The organism is Marinobacter orientalis (genome assembly GCF_004792665.1).
Taxonomy (GTDB): domain Bacteria; phylum Pseudomonadota; class Gammaproteobacteria; order Pseudomonadales; family Oleiphilaceae; genus Marinobacter; species Marinobacter orientalis.
The window spans coordinates 608881-627235 of the sequence record NZ_SRZX01000001.1 but is presented as its reverse complement, the minus strand read 5'-3'; the positions used below and the strand labels follow the sequence as shown (position 1 = coordinate 627235).

The 18355-nt window shown below is 57.4% G+C and carries 18 protein-coding genes; 17 read left to right on the top strand and 1 reads right to left on the bottom strand.

Features of this window, described 5'->3' with window-relative positions; all coding sequences use genetic code 11:
* Window positions 1-4: 4 nt before the first annotated feature.
* Together DIT72_RS03005 and DIT72_RS03000 are read left to right on the top strand one after the other, a co-directional pair.
* A complete protein-coding gene (locus DIT72_RS03005; RefSeq protein WP_135953707.1) occupies window positions 5-1069 on the top strand; it encodes an HD domain-containing phosphohydrolase in 1065 nt (354 codons plus the stop codon).
* Window positions 1070-1090: 21 nt separating this feature from the next.
* Window positions 1091-2344 (top strand): sensor domain-containing diguanylate cyclase, encoded by a 1254-nt coding sequence (locus DIT72_RS03000; protein WP_135953706.1) that lies wholly within the window; start codon window positions 1091-1093, stop codon window positions 2342-2344.
* A gap of 5 nt (window positions 2345-2349) precedes the next feature.
* Here DIT72_RS03000 and DIT72_RS02995 read toward each other — a convergent pair whose 3' ends face one another.
* Window positions 2350-3339, bottom strand: coding sequence for a helix-turn-helix transcriptional regulator (locus DIT72_RS02995; protein WP_168355010.1), 990 nt, complete (start codon window positions 3337-3339; stop codon window positions 2350-2352).
* Window positions 3340-4058: 719 nt separating this feature from the next.
* Here DIT72_RS02995 and DIT72_RS18255 point away from each other — a divergent pair.
* The 15 genes from DIT72_RS18255 to DIT72_RS02920 all read left to right on the top strand — a co-directional run bounded on the left by DIT72_RS18255 (window position 4059) and on the right by DIT72_RS02920 (window position 18255).
* Window positions 4059-4688, top strand: a complete 630-nt coding sequence (locus DIT72_RS18255) for a hypothetical protein (RefSeq protein ID WP_168355009.1) — start codon at window positions 4059-4061, stop codon at window positions 4686-4688.
* A gap of 9 nt (window positions 4689-4697) precedes the next feature.
* On the top strand, window positions 4698-5231 hold the full coding sequence (locus DIT72_RS02985; RefSeq protein WP_135953703.1) for a GTP-binding protein: 534 nt from the start codon (window positions 4698-4700) through the stop codon (window positions 5229-5231).
* The gene (locus tag DIT72_RS02980) at window positions 5228-6565 is read left to right on the top strand and encodes a phosphatase domain-containing putative toxin (protein ID WP_135953702.1); all 1338 of its coding nucleotides are present in this window, start codon (window positions 5228-5230) and stop codon (window positions 6563-6565) included. Before DIT72_RS02985 ends, DIT72_RS02980 begins: the two co-directional genes overlap by 4 nt.
* Before the next feature lie 38 nt (window positions 6566-6603).
* The gene (locus DIT72_RS02975; RefSeq protein WP_135953701.1) at window positions 6604-7011 is read left to right on the top strand and encodes a hypothetical protein; all 408 of its coding nucleotides are present in this window, start codon (window positions 6604-6606) and stop codon (window positions 7009-7011) included.
* A gap of 68 nt (window positions 7012-7079) precedes the next feature.
* The gene (locus DIT72_RS02970; protein WP_135953700.1) at window positions 7080-7487 is read left to right on the top strand and encodes a roadblock/LC7 domain-containing protein; all 408 of its coding nucleotides are present in this window, start codon (window positions 7080-7082) and stop codon (window positions 7485-7487) included.
* 16 nt (window positions 7488-7503) lie between these two features.
* The gene (locus tag DIT72_RS02965) at window positions 7504-8352 is read left to right on the top strand and encodes a 2Fe-2S iron-sulfur cluster-binding protein (protein WP_135953699.1); all 849 of its coding nucleotides are present in this window, start codon (window positions 7504-7506) and stop codon (window positions 8350-8352) included.
* A gap of 180 nt (window positions 8353-8532) precedes the next feature.
* The gene (exaC, locus tag DIT72_RS02960; RefSeq protein ID WP_135953698.1) at window positions 8533-10053 is read left to right on the top strand and encodes an acetaldehyde dehydrogenase ExaC; all 1521 of its coding nucleotides are present in this window, start codon (window positions 8533-8535) and stop codon (window positions 10051-10053) included.
* 230 nt (window positions 10054-10283) lie between these two features.
* Window positions 10284-10355: a pyrroloquinoline quinone precursor peptide PqqA gene (gene pqqA, locus DIT72_RS02955; RefSeq protein ID WP_007153157.1), complete on the top strand. Its 72-nt coding sequence runs from the start codon at window positions 10284-10286 to the stop codon at window positions 10353-10355.
* Between the two features lie 55 nt (window positions 10356-10410).
* Window positions 10411-11340, top strand: a complete 930-nt coding sequence (pqqB, locus tag DIT72_RS02950) for a pyrroloquinoline quinone biosynthesis protein PqqB (protein WP_135953697.1) — start codon at window positions 10411-10413, stop codon at window positions 11338-11340.
* Entirely contained in the window at window positions 11337-12092 is a 756-nt protein-coding gene (gene pqqC, locus DIT72_RS02945; protein WP_135953696.1) for a pyrroloquinoline-quinone synthase PqqC, read from the top strand. The genes pqqB and pqqC overlap by 4 nt, the downstream gene beginning before the upstream one ends.
* Entirely contained in the window at window positions 12092-12367 is a 276-nt protein-coding gene (gene pqqD / locus DIT72_RS02940) for a pyrroloquinoline quinone biosynthesis peptide chaperone PqqD (RefSeq protein ID WP_135953695.1), read from the top strand. The genes pqqC and pqqD overlap by 1 nt, the downstream gene beginning before the upstream one ends.
* Entirely contained in the window at window positions 12364-13518 is a 1155-nt protein-coding gene (gene pqqE, locus DIT72_RS02935; protein WP_169449976.1) for a pyrroloquinoline quinone biosynthesis protein PqqE, read from the top strand. The genes pqqD and pqqE overlap by 4 nt, the downstream gene beginning before the upstream one ends.
* A 19-nt stretch (window positions 13519-13537) precedes the next feature.
* Entirely contained in the window at window positions 13538-15394 is a 1857-nt protein-coding gene (locus DIT72_RS02930) for a S9 family peptidase (protein WP_228260715.1), read from the top strand.
* 46 nt (window positions 15395-15440) lie between these two features.
* Window positions 15441-16604 (top strand): alcohol dehydrogenase-like regulatory protein ErcA, encoded by a 1164-nt coding sequence (gene ercA, locus DIT72_RS02925; protein WP_135953694.1) that lies wholly within the window; start codon window positions 15441-15443, stop codon window positions 16602-16604.
* Complete coding sequence (locus DIT72_RS02920) at window positions 16588-18255, top strand: hybrid sensor histidine kinase/response regulator (RefSeq protein WP_135953693.1); 1668 nt, start codon at window positions 16588-16590, stop codon at window positions 18253-18255. Before ercA ends, DIT72_RS02920 begins: the two co-directional genes overlap by 17 nt.
* The last annotated feature ends 100 nt before the right edge of the window (window positions 18256-18355 follow it).

Here is an 18355-nt window from a genome sequence, read left to right as displayed (position 1 = left end):
GATTATGCCTGCTTTCTCCGATGCCAGCTTTTTTGATCACAAGATTTTCGTGGTTGATGATGAGCCGGTGAATCTCAAACTGATGGAGCGCATCCTGTCAGCCGAGGGGTATCAGAATATTGTCTCCATCAGTGATCCTCACCAGGTGCTCCCGGCCTATGAGCAGCATCAACCGGCGTTGATCCTGCTGGACCTGAACATGCCTGGTATGAACGGCTTCCAGGTGATGCAGCAGTTGGCGGGTCTGGAAGATCCGCTGATGCCTCCGATCGTGATCCTTACTGCTCAAAATCAGCAGGATTCACTCTTGCAAGCTCTGCAGCAGGGTGCCCGAGATTACGTGACCAAACCATTTGATCGTCGCGAACTTCTGATGCGGGTGCGGAATATTCTGGATGCCCATGTCGCCCACCGAATGGTGAGGCATCAGAAAGAGCATCTTGAAGCCCAGGTCAGGGAGCGGACCCACGAACTTCAGGAGACCCGCCTGGAGATCATCCGCAGGCTTGGCCATGCCGCCGAGTATCGGGATGAGGAGACCGGCAACCATATCATTCGCATGAGCAAGATGTGCGTACTGCTGGCGCAAAAGCTTGGCTGGCCAGAATGCCGCTGTGATCTCATCCTTAACGCCAGTCCCATGCATGATATCGGCAAGATCGGCATTCCCGACGCCATTCTCCTCAAGCCGGGCAAACTGGAGCCGGAAGAGTGGGAAACCATGAAAATGCACGCCGAGATCGGCGCCCGTTTACTCGAAGGTAACGACAGTGAACTACTCACCATGGCCCGGGAGATTGCTATCAGCCACCATGAGAAGTGGGATGGCAGTGGTTATCCCGCAGGTTTATCCGGCACGGATATTCCATTGTCTGGCCGCATAGCCGCTATTGCGGACGTTTTTGATGCTCTTACTTCTGAGCGTCCCTACAAGCACGCCTGGAAGCTGGAAGATGCGATTGCCCTGATTCGTGATAACCGCGGCAGGCACTTTGATCCGGAGCTGGTCGATCTTTTTCTGGCGGATGTGGATAGCTTCGTGAGAATCAAGAATGCCTACCGGGACTGAAACAGCTAAAGAACCTCACCGATGAAAAACAATGATCTGGACTGGTGGCTTGACCTTGTTCCTGATGCAGCCCTGGTGGTGGGACAGGACCAGATGGTTGTTGCCGCGAACGCCAGGGCAGACGCAATGTTCGGGGCGCCGCAAGGGGCCCTCAGGAGCAGGGCCCTGGAAGTTCTGATTCCGGAGGCCTCGCGCCAGGCTCACCGACAACATGTGGCGGGGTTTTTCCGGCAGCAAACATGTCGGGCTATGGGGTCGGGTTTACGGCTTCAGGGCCAACGGCTGGATGGGCAGCTCCGGCCCATGGATATCATGCTCAATCGCATTCAGGTTGCGAATCAGGAGCTCACCATGGTGGTGATCCGGGATGATTCGGAACGGGTGGCCATGGTAAAGCTGGGCGATGAGCTGGCAGCCACGACGGCCCGGCTGGCGCGGGCACAGGAAGTTGGGGGCCTGGGCTGGTGGGAATATGACAGCGATGGTCAACGGCTCATCTGGTCGCCCATGGTGCCTGCAATTCTGGGGGTGCCAGAAGAGGTAGAACCATCCCTCGCGCTGGTGGCGGAACAATGTCATCAGGATGACCGTCCCCATCTGCGGGCACTTCATCAGAACCTGATGAAAGCCCCGGGCACATGTCTGACTTACCGAATACGCCGACCCGATGGCGAACTCCGGTGGATCCGGGAAACCATTGATCACGGGACGGGTAATCGGGTTTTGGGAGTAATGCGTGACATCACCACCGAAAAGACGCTGGAAGACAGGTTGAGGGCAGAATCGACAATTGATGACCTTACCGGCTTATACAACCGGAAACAATTCAATCGGGACCTGAAAAGCCGTTATGCCGACTACACGCGTCTCAACCGAAATACGTCGATGATCATGTATGATTTTGACCACTTCAAGAACATTAATGATTGTCATGGTCATTTGATGGGGGACAACGTCCTCAGGCAGGCTGCGGAGATTGTGGCAGGCCAGCTCAGGGCGTCCGACAATGCCTATCGTCTGGGTGGCGAGGAGTTTGCAATTATTATTGGCAACACAGGCCCGGGCGATGCCCGGAAACTGGCGGAACGCGTGCGTTCTTCTGTCGAAGCGGCCCGCTTCAGATTGGGTGATTCCATCGTGCGGGCTACTGTCAGTCTGGGTATTTCACAGTTCAGGGCCTCCGACACGAATTTTGAAGATATTTTCAGGCGGGCTGACGAGGCGGTATATCAGAGCAAAAGTGCCTCAAGGAACACGGTCAGAGTGGTGGCGTGAGTCCGTCAGGATTCCTGTTTTTCAAGATCGGGATTCGTGCTTGCCCGGTCCACCGCGCTCACTGCAGAGCTGGTGAGCCATTGCTGTCTGGTATTTTCGCTTTCATCCCGGACCGAGATGACCTTGTCAGTCAACTCTTTAAGGTGATCCAGTTCGCTCAAGGTCTGGCTGGGGTATTCACCGAAATGTTTTTCGTAGTAGCTGGAGAACCGCCCTGCGTGCTGAAAGCCCCAATTCATCCCGTGTTGAGCAATACTGGTGTTTTCGGGGTAGCCCCTGATAATGCTTTCCCGGGCCTTGATCAGTCTCCGACCCCGAAGGTACTGGTAAGGTGACTGGCCAATGTACTGCTTCATGAGGTAATGCAGGTTTCTTAAGCTGAGACCGGAGCGACTGGCGATGGATTCGATGTTGATATCCGTATCCAGCTCACCATGCATCAGCTGGATAGCATTGCAGAGGCGGCGATCATCACGAACGTGCTTCCGCTCGGTCGGCTCCCGGGGGGGTAAATAGTCCGCTTCGATAAGTCGGTACAGCAGCCTGGAAAGATGTTCAACGCGACTCAGTGCATGTCTGTAGTCGCGAAAAAAAGGTGTCTCGTACAGAAAATCGCTAAACAGGTCCGCAAACAGAGCCTGATGATGCCTGATTGCTGCCCGGTAACCGGATCTTGTGAGGCAGGGCAACTGGACGATCAGCAGATGGGTGTCTTCGGACAGGGTGGCATGGAAATCCTCATCTGGCTCCAGGAGGAAGGGCATCCATGGACCACAAAGACAATGATCGTCCACCACCTTGAAATCGACTCTGCCCTCCACCGGCATGACGATAGCCGCGGAGCCGGCATTGGCACCGGAGATCAAGCTGGCATTTCTTAGATAGCCGCCAAGGACATTCAGGTTACCGGACTGGATACAGGACAATCGTGCCCTGAAGTCGCCCCGGCCAGATGGTGACAGGATCTTACGGGACAGCCGTGGGCTGTTGGTCAATATCTGTAACGCAGAAAGCCAGCTTTCTGGTCTCGAGGCATCAATTCGAAGAAAGTGCTCGAGAACAAAGGATTGAGTGCTACACGAATACATCAGAGACGCTATACCCCTCAGATTAAGGTGTGAACATCCCTGTTAACTATTCAGTTCAAGTTTACTGGACGGGGCTTCTATTCTTTGTCCAGTTATTGCAATTCCCGGGGAATCTACCTTACGGACGCCGCTGCAGATCAGATTATTGACGCAAGTCAATTTTATATCAGCCTGCTCTGGTTTCTGCTCTGGTCGTCAACAGCCAGATGCGGGCAATGCCCAACTGATCGGGCCCACCTCAGTTTCATATTTTCAGGTCATCTTTTCCGTATCTGGACACTGAAAAATGTGGCCTGCGGGTATACTTGAGTGGCATTCGAGAGCCTCGCCGGAAAGTAATCCCCTTCTATCCGGTCATCATCCAGAAACTGCAACATGGATGTAGATCGCAGCTTCACAAAAGGTTACATGAAACAACAAAGGCTGCATTTTGGATACAGTCTGTTTCTTAACCCCACAAAACAACTGCAACATGTATATAAAAGCGACGGTTTATCCATTGTCGCTACCATATATTGCCTATAAAATCATTGTCCTGGATCAATTTTTACAGAATAGTTTTTGACTAAGCATAAGCTGAAATCGAGTAAATGCCGGCGAAAAGTATTCGTTTTTCGAGAGATTGCATGGACAGTAGAGCAGCATCCACTAACGCCGGAATCCCGGAATTTTTCAGTCCCGACGATTGCCTGATTACGAGTTTTCGCCGCGCGTTAGCGAACAAACAGAACATTCGCGTTTCGACAGAGTCTCTCGGGAATCTGGCTCTGATAAGTGCACGGGGGGAATATTTTTCAGACAGCCCGGACTTGCCGGGACTGCTCCAGCTTCCGCTCTCAAAATGTCGTGTAAGCGTTCTGTCCGAAGGGGACAGTGGCGTTTATGAAGACAGGGTCGGGAGAAATGTGGACGAACTGATGTGGCAAACCGCCTTTTATGTTTCGAAAGGCCGTCTGATGGAAGGGTGCCACTGGAACGATGTTGTTCAGCTTGATTACTGGCCCAACCTGACGCGCCTCCCTGCAACACCGGATATATTCCGGATACTGGCCCTTTTCTACAAACACCCCACGTCCATCTTCTTTGCGTCACGGCTGTTAAAAGTGCCGGCCGGCGAGATGTATCAGGTATACAGCGCGGCCCGCGCAGCGGGTTTTGCCCGCGCCATCAACAGGAAGCCAGAGGAACCGCGGCTGGAGCCCCATCGCAGCCAGACTCTTCTGTCCTCGCTTCTCAGCAAGCTTGCCGGGCGCTAGGAGCTCTTTGTGGAACATAAAATTATCTTTGCCGGACCTGTCGGGGCCGGAAAAACCACGGCGATACGGACTATCAGCGATATCGAGGTGGTCAGTACTGAAAGCAGGGCAAGCGACGACGTTTCAAAACGCAAGGAAACGACCACTGTCGCAATGGATTACGGCACTCTGGATATCGGAGCCGGACAAAAAATTCACCTGTACGGGACCCCCGGACAGGAGCGCTTCAGCTTTATGTGGGACATCATCACGATTGGGGGGCTGGGCCTGGTTCTTTTGCTCGACAATGGCCGGGAAGATCCACTCGCGGACCTGGAATTCTATGCCCGGGCTTTCCGCCCTTTCATCAGAAAAAGCGCCATGGTCGTCGGGGTAACCCGGATGGACATAAAGGCTCGGCCTGGTTTGTATTCCTACCATACCAAGCTCAGCGAACTTGGAATAAAGGCTCCGGTTTTTGAAGTCGACGCCCGCGAGCGCAATGACATTTCTGTGCTGCTGCAGGCGCTTTTGGCGATGTTGGATCCGGGAGTAAAGCGTTGAACAACCCCGAACAGGATACTTCAAACCCATCGGTTCTCTCGCTTGTCGGATTTGGCGTGGCTTTCCGCGAAAAAACGGTGCTCGCCAGTATCGACCTCGAGGTTCCGGACCGCCAAATCACCATCCTCCTCGGCCCCAGCGGAACCGGGAAATCAACCTTGCTGCGCACGCTGGCCGGTTTTAACGACCCCAATCCCAATCTTCGTACCTGGGGCAGCGTAAACTATGCCGGCGCCCCCCTGGGAGATGGCGAGCGGCCTGTTCTTGCCGCACAGAACGCCAGAATGGTCATGGCGAGCATTCTCGAAAACATTATCCAGGATCTTCCGGAACGAAGATCACTGTCTCCGATACAGCAACGTCACCTGGCGCAGAGACTTCTGGAAAACGCCGGGTTGCAGGAGCTTGTTGAGCGGATTGATGAGCCGGTCATCCATCTGGATCTTGCACAGCAAAGACACCTGGCCACGATGAGGCTCGCGGCTACAGGAGCCCGCCTGATATTACTGGACGAGCCAACGACCGGCCTGAATGACCAGGAAGCGGGACGCCTGCTTGATTATATTGCTGCCGAAGGGCAGCGACGCTCGATCCTCATTGCACTGCACAATCTTTCTCACGCCTCAATACTTGGCGGACGCATGGTTCTGATAGCGGGCGGCACCGTTCATGAGACGGCAGAGACCTGTGATTTTCTCGGCCATCCGGTCAGTGACGCCGGGCGAAGCTTTGTGAAAAGCGGATCCTGCGCAGTTGCCGCTCCAGATGCGGATCCTGAGACCCTCGCTCCCGAGACGCCTGCTCCCCCGCCACTCCCGGAAGAGGCACTGTCCTATGTCAGTGACAGTTTTGGGCCGAGAGGTTTTCTGTGGCTGAAAAAAGGAAAGCTTGCCGGAACGCCCAGGCCGGGGATTGTTCAGGATCTTGAGTATGACCTCAGGGCACTGAAACGTGTTGGCATCACCACCCTGATAACACTCACCGAGACAAAACCTGATACCGAAGCTCTGGCCGAGTACGGCATCGAGAATATCTGGTCCCCGTTCCGGGATATGGCGGCGCCTTCAATCACCCAGGCTGCAGGGCTTTGCAAAATGATACAGAGGCTCTGTGATGAAGGTGGTGTTGTCGCTGTCCATTGCAGGGCCGGCCTCGGCCGAACCGGAACCATACTTGCCTGCTGCCTGATCTGGGAAGGCATGGCCGCGCTGGATTCGCTGGAAACCGTGCGGCGTACCGAGCCCCGCTGGGTCCAGTCCGAGGCACAGGTGGAGTTCCTGGAGAAATTTGCCCTGTTTCTGACTGAACGGGTAAGAAACGCGCAGGCATCCTGACTGATACTGCGTAAATTTAAAGATGTGGAGAACAATAGATGTCCGACCTTGATAACGCCATTCAACAAGCTATTACAACCATTCCTGAATGCCTTGCGGGAGGCTATGTAGACATTTCCAGCGGGATGCTTCTTGGAATCAAAACAGTGGATTCGCATCCGGATGAAGTTCTTGAAATGCTGGCCGCTGCCACTGCCGACCTGTTCCAGGGTCCCAACGTTGTCAGCATTGAAAACATGTTCAAGAAAGCACGAGGCCTGCCAATCGATGACTTCCACTACTTCCAGGAAATCATTGTGAACAGCGAAAACCTCATCCACATATTCATGCGGACCAAGTCCCAGCAGGATCATGTGGTGACTTTCGTTTGCCGGAAAACAGCCAACCTGGGCATGGTTCTTACAAAAGCCCGCGCGGCTCTCCCTAAAGTTGAGGCTGCAATGTAATCAATCTGCTGGCCGGGTTAATCCCGGCCAGGCAATTCCGAGAGTGCCACATCAGAAAGGAAGACCGGATGAACGCCGTGATTGATCCCGAACAGAATCACCCGAAGGCAAGTGCCGCAAGGTCGATTTTACGAGAGCTAAACGCCTCCTCCAATGACATAGAAGCTTCAGCCACAATGACTACCGATGGATACATCATCGGGGCCGTGCTTGGCCAGAGTACCGATCAGGACCGCTTTGCGGCAATGTGTGCATCACTACTGGCACTTGCGGAAAGAGCGGCAGACGAAATCGGCCGGGGCCAGATGAAGCAATTGCTGATAGAAGGCTCTCAGGGATTGATGCTCCTGGTGAGGGCCGGTGGAGACAAGGTTCTCGCCGTCGCTGCGAAACCAACCGTCAATCTCGGACGGATCTTTCTTGAGGCACGCAAATCGGCGACAAAAATCGACCAGATTATCGGTAATGATTATTAACCCGTGAGCATTTGTTATGGTTAAAGTTGAGTATCAGGGAAACAGTTACAGTTGTGGCCCGGAGGAAACCGTACTTGAGGCCATGCTGCGGCAGGGTGTGAAGTTCCCCTTTTCCTGCCGCAAGGGATCCTGCCACGCCTGCATGCATATTGCGGAAAAAGGCGCGCTTCCCCCGGCGTCGCAGAAAGGCCTCAGCGACGAACAGATCAGTCAGGGACTTTTTCTTCCCTGTCTTTGCAGGCCGACAGACTCACTTTCGATTGCTCCAAAAAACAGCGGCAAGCTGAACAGGCGTGCGAGCAGTATCGCCCGCCAGCAGGACGCATTTCTGTCGCCTGATCCTGAAATGTGGGAGGCACTGGATAATGGTCGCGTGCTGTCTGCAATTCTGGATGATTTCTATACAAAAGCTTTTTCGGATGAAAGGCTTTCTCCGTTTTTTCACGGGGTAACCCAGCAACGCGCCCAGGAAAAACAGTATCTGTTCCTGCGACAGAAATTCACCGGCGAAAAAGTCTACTTCGGGGACCGACCAAAAAACGCCCATCACTGGATGGTCATATCCAACGATCTGTTCGATTACAGAGAGTCGATCATGGTGGAATGCCTGGAGCGCCATAACCTACCTGAACATCTGATAGAGCGATGGCGTGCTCTGGAAAATAGTTTCCGGGCTGATATTGTCAAGGATGAGCCCTGGAACCGGAAAATCGGTGATATCGAAATTCCGGTATCAGGCTACGGTGAAATCACGCTGGATATTGGCTCACTCTGCGATAGCTGCAGTGAAGAGATAGACGCGGGCACAACTGTGCGCTATCACCTCCGCCTGGGAACGCTGTACTGCCCGGATTGCATGACCTGATGAGTCCCCCCGCCTGACCGGGAACCACACATGGCTGCGGCCATTATGCCATCTACTACCAAGGGATGAGTTTTTCACCTCCATCGCATCATTCAACTATCCGGGGAAGGGGTCTACATTGATTGGGTAAACGCGAATGGCCGCGTTGCCCTTCGATAACCACAACAAGAGGTCAAGACCATGATCTACGCACAACCCGGAAAGGAAGGCTCCGTCGTCTCCTTCAAACCCCGTTACGAGAACTACATCGGCGGCGAGTGGGTCGCCCCTGTCAAAGGTCAATACTTTGAAAACATCACTCCGGTCACCGGTGATGTGATCTGTGAAATTCCGCGTTCCCAGGCTGAAGACATCGAGCTCGCCCTGGACGCCGCCCACAAGGCCGCCCCGGGCTGGGGCAAGACCTCTACCACCGAGCGTTCCAACATCCTGCTGAAAATTGCCGACCGCATCGAGCAGAACATCGAGATGCTCGCGGTTGCTGAAACCTGGGACAACGGCAAGGCGGTTCGCGAAACCATCAACGCTGACCTGCCACTGGCCGTGGACCATTTCCGTTATTTCGCCGGCTGTATCCGTGCCCAGGAAGACACCTCCAGCGCCATTGACAACAACACCGTGGCTTATCACTACAACGAGCCCCTTGGCGTTGTCGGCCAGATCATTCCCTGGAACTTCCCGCTGCTAATGGCGGTGTGGAAACTGGCGCCATGCCTTGCAGCGGGCAACTGTACGGTGATGAAGCCCGCTGAGCAGACCCCGGCCAGCATCCTGATCCTGATGGACCTGATCGGTGACCTGCTGCCGCCGGGTGTGATCAACATCGTCAACGGGTACGGCATCGAGGCCGGTCAGGCCCTTGCTACCAGCAAGCGCATCGCCAAGATCGCATTTACCGGCTCTACGCCAGTGGGTGCCCACATTCTCAAGTGCGCGGCCGAGAACATCATTCCGTCCACCGTGGAACTGGGTGGCAAGTCTCCCAACATCTACTTCTCCGACGTGATGAAAGCCGAGCCGGAATTCATCGACAAGTGCGTGGAAGGCCTGGTATTGGCGTTCTTCAATCAGGGCGAAGTGTGCACCTGCCCCTCCCGCGCCCTGATTCAGGAAGACATGTACGACGAGTTCATGGCCAAGGTTATCGAACGCACCAAGGCCATCAAGCGTGGCAACCCGCTGGACACCGACGTGCAGGTGGGTGCCCAGGCCAGCAAGGAGCAATTCGACAAGATCATGTCCTACCTCGAAATCGGCAAGCAGGAAGGCGCGGAAGTGCTGACCGGCGGTGGCCGTGAGGAAATGGAAGGTGAGTACAACAACGGTTTCTATGTCCAGCCCACGCTGCTGAAAGGCAGGAACGACATGCGCGTGTTCCAGGAGGAAATCTTTGGCCCTGTGGTGGGTGTTACCACCTTCAGGGACGAGGAAGAAGCCCTGGCCATTGCCAACGACACCGAGTTCGGTCTCGGTGCCGGTCTCTGGACCCGCGACATCAACCGTGCCTACCGCATGGGCCGTGGTATTCAGGCGGGCCGCGTATGGACCAACTGCTACCACCAGTATCCGGCTCACGCCGCTTTCGGTGGTTACAAGAAATCCGGTGTTGGCCGTGAGAACCACAAGATGGCGCTGGATCACTACCAGCAGACCAAGAACCTGCTGGTCAGCTTCGATATCAACCCGCTGGGCTTCTTCTGAGCCTGGCAAAGTCATGACGGATGTGCCCGGGCCTGTCCACGCGGGTCCGGCGGGGAGTCAGCACATGGATGTGCACATTCTTTCCCGGTGCAGTGCAGCCCAAGGCAAAAAATCAGTCCCAAAGTACCATATTTGACTATCCTTAGACTGCGTAGGATGAGAAGTGAGTTACCGGAATACCCGTTAACGGATCCTCAACGCCACAACAAACATCACAAGAGGTAAGCATCATGTGGACCAAACCAGCCTATGAAGACCTGCGGATCGGATTCGAAGTCACCATGTACTTCGCCAACCGCTGAGAAAAGGATGGCCAGCCACATCGCGCTGGCCGTTTTTGTTTCCGGAGTTCCCGCCATGCAGATTCGAATCCTTGGTTCCGCGGCCGGAGGTGGCTTTCCCCAGTGGAACTGTAACTGCGCCAATTGCGACGGTTTCCGCAAAGGGTCCCTGAACGCCAGCGCCCGCACCCAGTCGTCGATCGCTATCAGTGAGGACGGCGTGAGCTGGATTCTGTGCAATGCCTCCCCCGATATCCGTGCCCAGCTGGCTTCGTTTGGTGCCATGCAGCCGGGCCGAGCCCTGCGTGATACCGGTATTGGCGCCGTGCTGCTGATAGACAGCCAGGTGGATCACACCACTGGCCTGCTGATGTTACGCGAGGGCTTGCCACTGGATGTGTGGTGTACCGCACAGGTGCACGAAGACCTGAGCAGTGGTTTCCCTTTATTCCGCATGCTGGAGCACTGGAATGGCGGGCCCCGGTGGCAGGAAGTGCCCTGCACCGATCAGCAGTTTTTTACCATACCCTGTGCACCGTCGCTGCGCCTGACCGCCATTCCGCTGCTGAGTAACGCACCGCCGTATTCACCCAGGCGCAATAACCCGCACCCGGGGGATAACATCGGCCTGTTCATCGAAGACACCCGTAGCGGCGAGACGGTGATGTACGCTCCGGGGCTGGGCCAGCCCGATGAGCAGATCCTGCAATGGATGCGCAAGGCCGACACCCTGCTGGTGGATGGCACCGTGTGGCATGATGACGAAATGCTGCGCTGCGAGGTCGGTACCCGTACCGGGCAGGAAATGGGGCACCTGGCCCAGAGTGGCCCCGGCGGCATGATCGAGGTGCTTGATGCCATGCCGGCAAAGCGGAAAATTCTTATCCATATCAACAACACCAACCCCATTCTGAATGAGGACTCGCCGGAGCGGGCTGTGCTGGAAAAACACGGTATTGAAGTGTCCTTTGACGGAATGCACCTGGATATGGCGGTGCCCTCATGACTGTAGTTGCGACGCCGGTGATGAACCGTCAGGATTTCGAGCAGGCCCTGCGTGCCAAAGGCCAGTATTACCACATCCATCACCCCTACCATAAAGCCATGTATGGCGGTGACTGCACGCCTGAGCAGATCCGTGGCTGGGTCGCCAACCGGTTCTATTACCAGATCAATATCCCCCGCAAGGATGCCGCCATCATGGCCAACTGCCCGGATGCGTCCGTGCGCCGGTTGTGGCTGCAGCGGGTGCTGGATCACGACGGTCACAGCGACGACGAGGGTGGTATCGAGGCCTGGCTCAGTCTGGCAGAGGCGGTGGGGCTGAGCCGGGAGGAAGTGGTTGACCAGCGCCATGTGCTGCCCGGTGTCCGCTTTGCAGTGGATGCCTATCTGAATTTCGCCCGCCGGGCGACCTGGCAGGAGGCGGCCTGTTCTTCACTGACCGAGCTGTTTGCGCCGGAAATCCACCAGTCCCGGCTCGACAGCTGGCCACGGCACTATCCCTGGATCAGAACCGATGGTTATTCCTACTTCCGCAAGCGTCTGTCCGAGGCGCGCCGGGATGTGGAGCACGGGCTGACGATTACCCTGGATCATTTCACCACCGCGGCCGGGCAGGCCCGTGCTCTGGAAATTCTTCAATTCAAACTGGATATCTTATGGTCGATGTTGGATGCCCTGACTATGGCTTATCAGCACCAGACGCCACCGTATCATACCGTCACCGACCAGCCCGTGTGGCACCGGGGGCTGTGATGACGGAGCTCCTGGAGCAGATACCGCGGCTGCGCCCGGGCTTCCGCTTCCAGTGGGAGCCGGCCCAGAATGCCCATGTGCTGCTGTACCCCGAGGGTATGGTGCGGCTCAATGACAGCGCCGGTGCAGTGCTGAAAGAAGTGGACGGCCAGCGCAATGTGGCGGACATCGTGGCAACCCTGGAGCAGCAGTTTCCGGATGCGGGCTCCCTTGAGGGTGATGTCAGCGAGTTCCTGAAAGACGCCGAACAGCAACACTGGATCGTATTCTCATGACAGCCCGTCACGCCATGCCTGCCGGTGATCGCCCCGGTATCGGGCCGCCGCTCTGGCTGCTGGCCGAGCTTACCTACCGCTGCCCGCTGCAGTGCCCCTATTGCTCCAATCCGCTGGATTTCGCCCAGACCCGGCAGGAACTGACCACCGAAGAGTGGGTCCGGGTGCTGCGCCAGGGACGTGAAATGGGAGCGGCGCAACTGGGTTTCTCCGGTGGCGAACCGCTGGTGCGCCAGGACCTGCCTGAGCTGATTGCGGAGGCGCGGCAACTGGGTTATTACTCCAACCTGATCACCTCGGGGCTGGGGCTTACCGAAGCCAGGGTGAACGCCTTCCGGGACGCCGGTCTGGACCATATCCAGGTGAGTTTCCAGGCTTCGGACCCGGAATTGAACAACGCTGTTGCCGGCTCCCGCAAGGCCTTCGACCAGAAACTGGCCATGGCCCGCGCGGTGAAGAAAGCGGGCTATCCCATGGTGCTCAACTTCGTGATCCATCGCCACAACATCCACCAGATGGAGGATATCATCAGCCTCTGTGAGCGCCTGGATGCGGACTATGTCGAACTGGCTACCTGCCAGTACTATGGCTGGGCCTTTGAAAACCGCGAGGGACTGATGCCCTCCAAAGCGCAACTGGAGAAGGCCGAGGCGGAAGTGAAGCGTTATCGCGAGCGCCTGACGGCGAGCGGCTCGGCCATGAAGCTGATTTTTGTGACACCGGATTACTACGAGGAGCGGCCAAAGGCCTGCATGAACGGCTGGGGCAGCCTGTTCCTGACGGTGGCGCCGGATGGCACCGCCCTGCCGTGTCACAGTGCCAGGCTGATGCCCATCGACTTTCCCAATGTGCGGGAATCGTCGCTACACTCGATCTGGTACGACAGCCCGGGTTTTAACCACTACCGGGGCGATAGCTGGATGCCGGAACCCTGCCGTTCCTGTGACGAGAAAGACAAGGACTATGGCGGCTGTCGCTGCCAGGCGTATCTGCTGACCGGCAACGCCGACAACGCCGACCCGGTGTGCAGCAAGTCGCCCCACCACGACCGCATCCTTGCCGCCCGCAAGGCGGCGGACCATGCCACCGCCGGGCTGGAGGAGCTGACCTATCGCAACGCCGACAACTCCCGGCTGTTCTTCAGGGGCTGACACGCCCGGCCAGTCAGCCTTGCAGACGCTTTCGCCACAGCAGGCCTCGGCGGCGTTTATCCAGCGCGGCACGCTGACTGCCTCCGAAGCGGGTGTTTTCTGGCTGGAGTTTGATTCTGCCACCAGTAACAACCTGCTCAGAAAAGCCACTGCGCATGGCTCTGAACCGGTAACCTCGCCGGATTTCGGGGTTCGCAGCCAGGTCAACGGTTATGGTGGCGGGGCAGCATGCGCCGGCGCGGATGCGGTGTTCGCGGTGGAAGCAAATCAGCAACAGATCCATCGCATCAATCCGGAGACAGGCCTCGCTGAAGCAGTGACCAAGGACCCGAATGTCAGCTTTGGCGGTCTGGTGTGGGATCATCGTCATCACCGTGTTCTGGCGGTACGGGAGCGTGCGGGACGTCAGCAACTGGTAGCGGTGCAAGGCGACAGTAAAGTTCTGCATCTGCACGAGGGTGAAAATTTTTACGCTGCACCGGCGCTGTCCTCCAGCGGTTCACGCATTGCCTGGGTGTCCTGGTCCCTTCCGGACATGCCCTGGGTGAGGTCTGTTCTCTGGACCGCGGATGTTGACGGGGACGGCGCGCTGACCCGTGCAAGTTGCTGGCCGACACCCACCGATGGCAGCGTCCAGCAGCCCGTGTTCGAAGGCGAAGAGCTTTACGTGCTGTCCGATCACCAGGGTTGGTGGCAACCCTGGCATGTGACTTTTGCCGACGGCCGGGCCAGGTGGAGCTGCCAGGACCCGGCAGAGGCGGATCACGCCAGCGCACCCTGGCAACTGGGCGAGAGCCACTATTGTTCGCTTGGCCGGGGTGGGTGGGCGCGGGTGCGCTATGAATCCGGGAGAGGGGAGCTATGGCTGCAGCTGTCCGCTGATTCAGCAGCTGGCCGGGTCGCAGCCGACTATACAGATTTCCGCCATCTCACAGTCTTCGACGCCACGCTTTACTGCATCGCCCGGTCGGCTTGCCGGCTCGATTCGGTGTTGGCGGTGAATCTGGGAAACGGCCATGTCCGCACCCTCGCCGGAGGTGAAGCCCCGTTTCCTGGTACACCCATTGTCCTGCCCGAAGCCTTCCGGATCCCGCCATCCGATGGTGTGGATGTAGATGTGAGCGGGTTCTGGTATCCGCCTGTTGAGGGCTTGTCGGAAAACGGACCCCCGCCACTGATTCTGATTGCCCATGGCGGGCCCACCTCGACCGCATGGCCGGTTTTCAATCCCCAGGTCCAGTTCTGGTGCCACCATGGATTTGCAGTGGCGGAGGTCAATTACCGCGGCAGCGCGGGCTTTGGCCGGGGTTTTCGTCTGGCACTGGCCGGCAACTGGGGGGAGGCAGACGTTGAGGATATGGAGCGGGCGGCGGATTACCTGGTGGCCTGTGGCCGGGCCGATGCCAGGCGCCTGTTCATCCAGGGCCGCAGTTCCGGTGGCTTCACAGCCCTGATGGCCATGACTCGCAGCCAGCGTTTCCGGGCCGGTGCCAGCCTGTTCGGGGTCAGTGATCCCGCCCGTTTGCGGGAGGTGACACACCGCTTCGAGTCTGGTTACCTGGACTGGCTGCTGGGAGCACCAGACGATTTCCCCGGGCGCTGGCAGGCGCGCACGCCCGTGCTGCAGGCTCACCGTATCAGCGGGCCAATGATCTTTTTCCAGGGTGGGCAGGACCGGGTGGTGGTGCCGGATCAGACCAGGGCCATGGTGCGGGTGCTCGAGCAGAACGGGCAGGCCGTTGAGCTCTGGTGGTTCGAAGAGGAAGGGCACGGTTTCCGGCAGCGCCACAACCAGATTGCGCTGCTGGAGCATCTGCTGGCTTTCTATCGCGGGAATAGTCAAAAGTGCGATGATGGCGGTGAGCAGTTCGGGTAAACTTGAACTTCATATAACAACAACAGCATTGCTGAAGAGAACGCCCATGAGCTACGACATTTCCGCTCTGCGCAAGTTTGTTTCTCCTGAAATCGTCTTTGGCGCCGGCTCACGCAAGGCAGTCGCCAACTTTGCCAGCAACTTCGGCGCCCGGCATGTGTTCCTGGTGTCGGACGCCGGTGTGGAGAAAGCCGGCTGGGTGGCGGACATCGTGGACATTCTGGTGACAGCCGGCGTTCGCGTGACGGTGTTTACCGGGGTATCGCCCAATCCCAGGGTGGATGAAGTCATGGCGGGCGCCGAACTGTACCGGTCCAGTGAGTGTGACGTGATTGTCGCCATTGGCGGCGGGAGCCCCATGGACTGTGCCAAGGGTATAGGCATTGTCAGCGCCCATGGCCGGAGTATCCTCGAGTTTGAGGGCGTGGATACCGTCAGCTCGCCATCGCCACCGATGATCCTGATTCCCACCACGGCCGGCACATCCGCCGATGTCTCCCAGTTTGCAATCATTTCCGACCCGGACCGGCGCTTCAAATTCTCCATTATCAGCAAGGCGGTTGTACCGGATGTGGCGCTGATTGATCCGGAAGTAACGGAAACCATGGATGCCTACCTGACCGCCTGCACCGGTGTCGATGCCCTGGTGCATGCCATCGAGGCCTTCGTTTCCACCGGCAGCGGGCCGCTTACGGACACCAATGCGCTGGAGGCAATCCGGCTGATCAACCGCAATCTGGAGCCGCTGGTGCGTAATACCGCCGACGCACATCTGCGGGAGCAGATCATGCTGGCGTCCATGCAGGCGGGGCTGGCGTTCTCCAATGCCATCCTGGGCGCGGTCCACGCCATGTCCCACAGCCTGGGGGGCTTCCTTGATCTGCCCCACGGCCTTTGCAATGCGCTGCTGCTTGAGCACGTGGTGGCCTATAACTACACCTCAGCCGAAGACCGTTTCAGGCGGGTGGCCGAGGCCATGGATATTGACACCCGCGGCATGTCGAAACCGGTGATCAAGCAGCGGCTGATGGAGCGGATCATCGCCCTGAAGCGTGCGGTGGGTCTGGAAGCAAAACTGGCCAAACTGGGTGTGACTGCGTCCGACATACCCTATCTGTCGGGATTCGCGCTTCAGGACCCCTGTATTCTGACAAATCCGCGAAAGTCCTCCCGTCGTGATGTCGAAGTCGTTTATGAAGAAGCCCTCTGATCCCGGAGATACCGGCTACGATATCGGAGATCTGCTCGGCCTCGGTAGCCAGTCGGTACGCAAGAATTACTATCCCGCGCTCCAGGAGCGGATAGAGGAGCTGGAGAACGAGCGCAACCGCTACAAATGGCTGTTTGAAAACGCCCTTCATGGCATTTTTCAGGCCAACCTCAGGGGTGGCTTCGTGGCCGTCAACCCCGCCATGGCGAGGATCTGTGGCTATGACAGTGCCGATGCATTGATCAAAAACGTCATCCGACTGCGGGAACAACTGTTCTGCAGTTCCGGTGAGTTCGATGCCATCCGCCAGGAGCTGCTGAACCAGGGTAGTCTCAGCGCCAGGGAAACCCGGTTGCGGCGCTCAGACAACACGCCGGTGCACGTTGCCATCACCTTACTCAGGCGCCCGGACCTTGGCCCGGAAGTGGTGGAGGCGTTTGTCGCAGACATTACCGAACGCCATCAGGCCCGGGAAAAACTGCGCCAGCTCAACGCCGATCTGGAGCGCCGGGTAGAGGAGCGCACCGACGAGTTGCAGAAGGCCAATGAAAGCAAAGACAAGTACCTGGCTGCCGCCAGTCATGACCTGCTACAGCCTCTGAATGCCGCCCGCCTGCTGGTCTCCGCCCTGATGGACAGCAACCTGCCAGCAGACGAAAGCCGCCTTGTGCACCGGGTACAGCATTCGCTGGAAAGCGTCGAAGACCTGCTGTCGGATCTGCTGGATATTTCCAGACTGGAACAGAAAGCCATGCAGCCGGACTATGTCCATACCGATATTGCTGAGCTGATGCGGAGCCTGACGCAGGAATTCGAACCACTGGCTGAAAATGCAGAACTGAACTTTCGCGTGCGGCCAGGTTACGGCAGCGTCCGCACCGATCCGCGAATGCTGACACGAATTCTCAGAAACCTGCTGAGCAACGCCTTTCGCTACACCATCACCGGTGGGGTTCTGTTTGCAGCCCGTAAACGCGGCTCCAACCTCGAAATCGGTGTATGGGACACGGGTGTCGGCATTGAAACGGAAAAACTCGCGGATATCTTCAGGGAATTCCATCAGATACTGCCCAAGGGTGGCAGTCGTCAGGGCGTTGGTCTGGGATTGGCGATTGTTGAACGCATGGCGAGGGTGCTGGGTTGTGAGATCCGCGTGGAGTCAAGTCATGGCAAGGGCTCCTGCTTCAGCATTCTTTTGCCCCTGAGTACGGTTATGGAAGCGCCCATTGGTACCAGGAACAGCGAGACACCGGTACCCGCAACCGCCTCCTTCGAGGGACTCCGCGTTCTGGTAATCGATAATGAAGCGCCGGTACAGGAGAGCATGCGGGCATTGCTGGAACGCTGGGGATGCAGGGTAGTGACCGCAGCAAGCGCTGCTGCAGCCCTTGAACGGGGCCTGGCCCCCGACATCGTTCTGGCGGATTTCCATCTGGATGACGACCTGACCGGGTGCGAGGCGATCCACGCGCTGCGCCAACATTTTGATTGCGATATTCCCGCTGCGGTGATTACTGCCGACCGTGGGGACGAAACGCGCCGGCTGATCAGAAGCCGGTACCTGCCCATTCTCAACAAGCCGGTAAAACCCAACCGTTTGAGGGCCCTGATCACCAGTCTTGTTGCATCCCTGAACCCTGATCAAAAATAACGGTCTACACTTTGTGTCAACGCAGCCTGTGCCCTGATTCCGGATTTTGATCAGGGTGCCGGCATTTGCGACCATGTCGGGCCGGAGTGTTCATTCGATG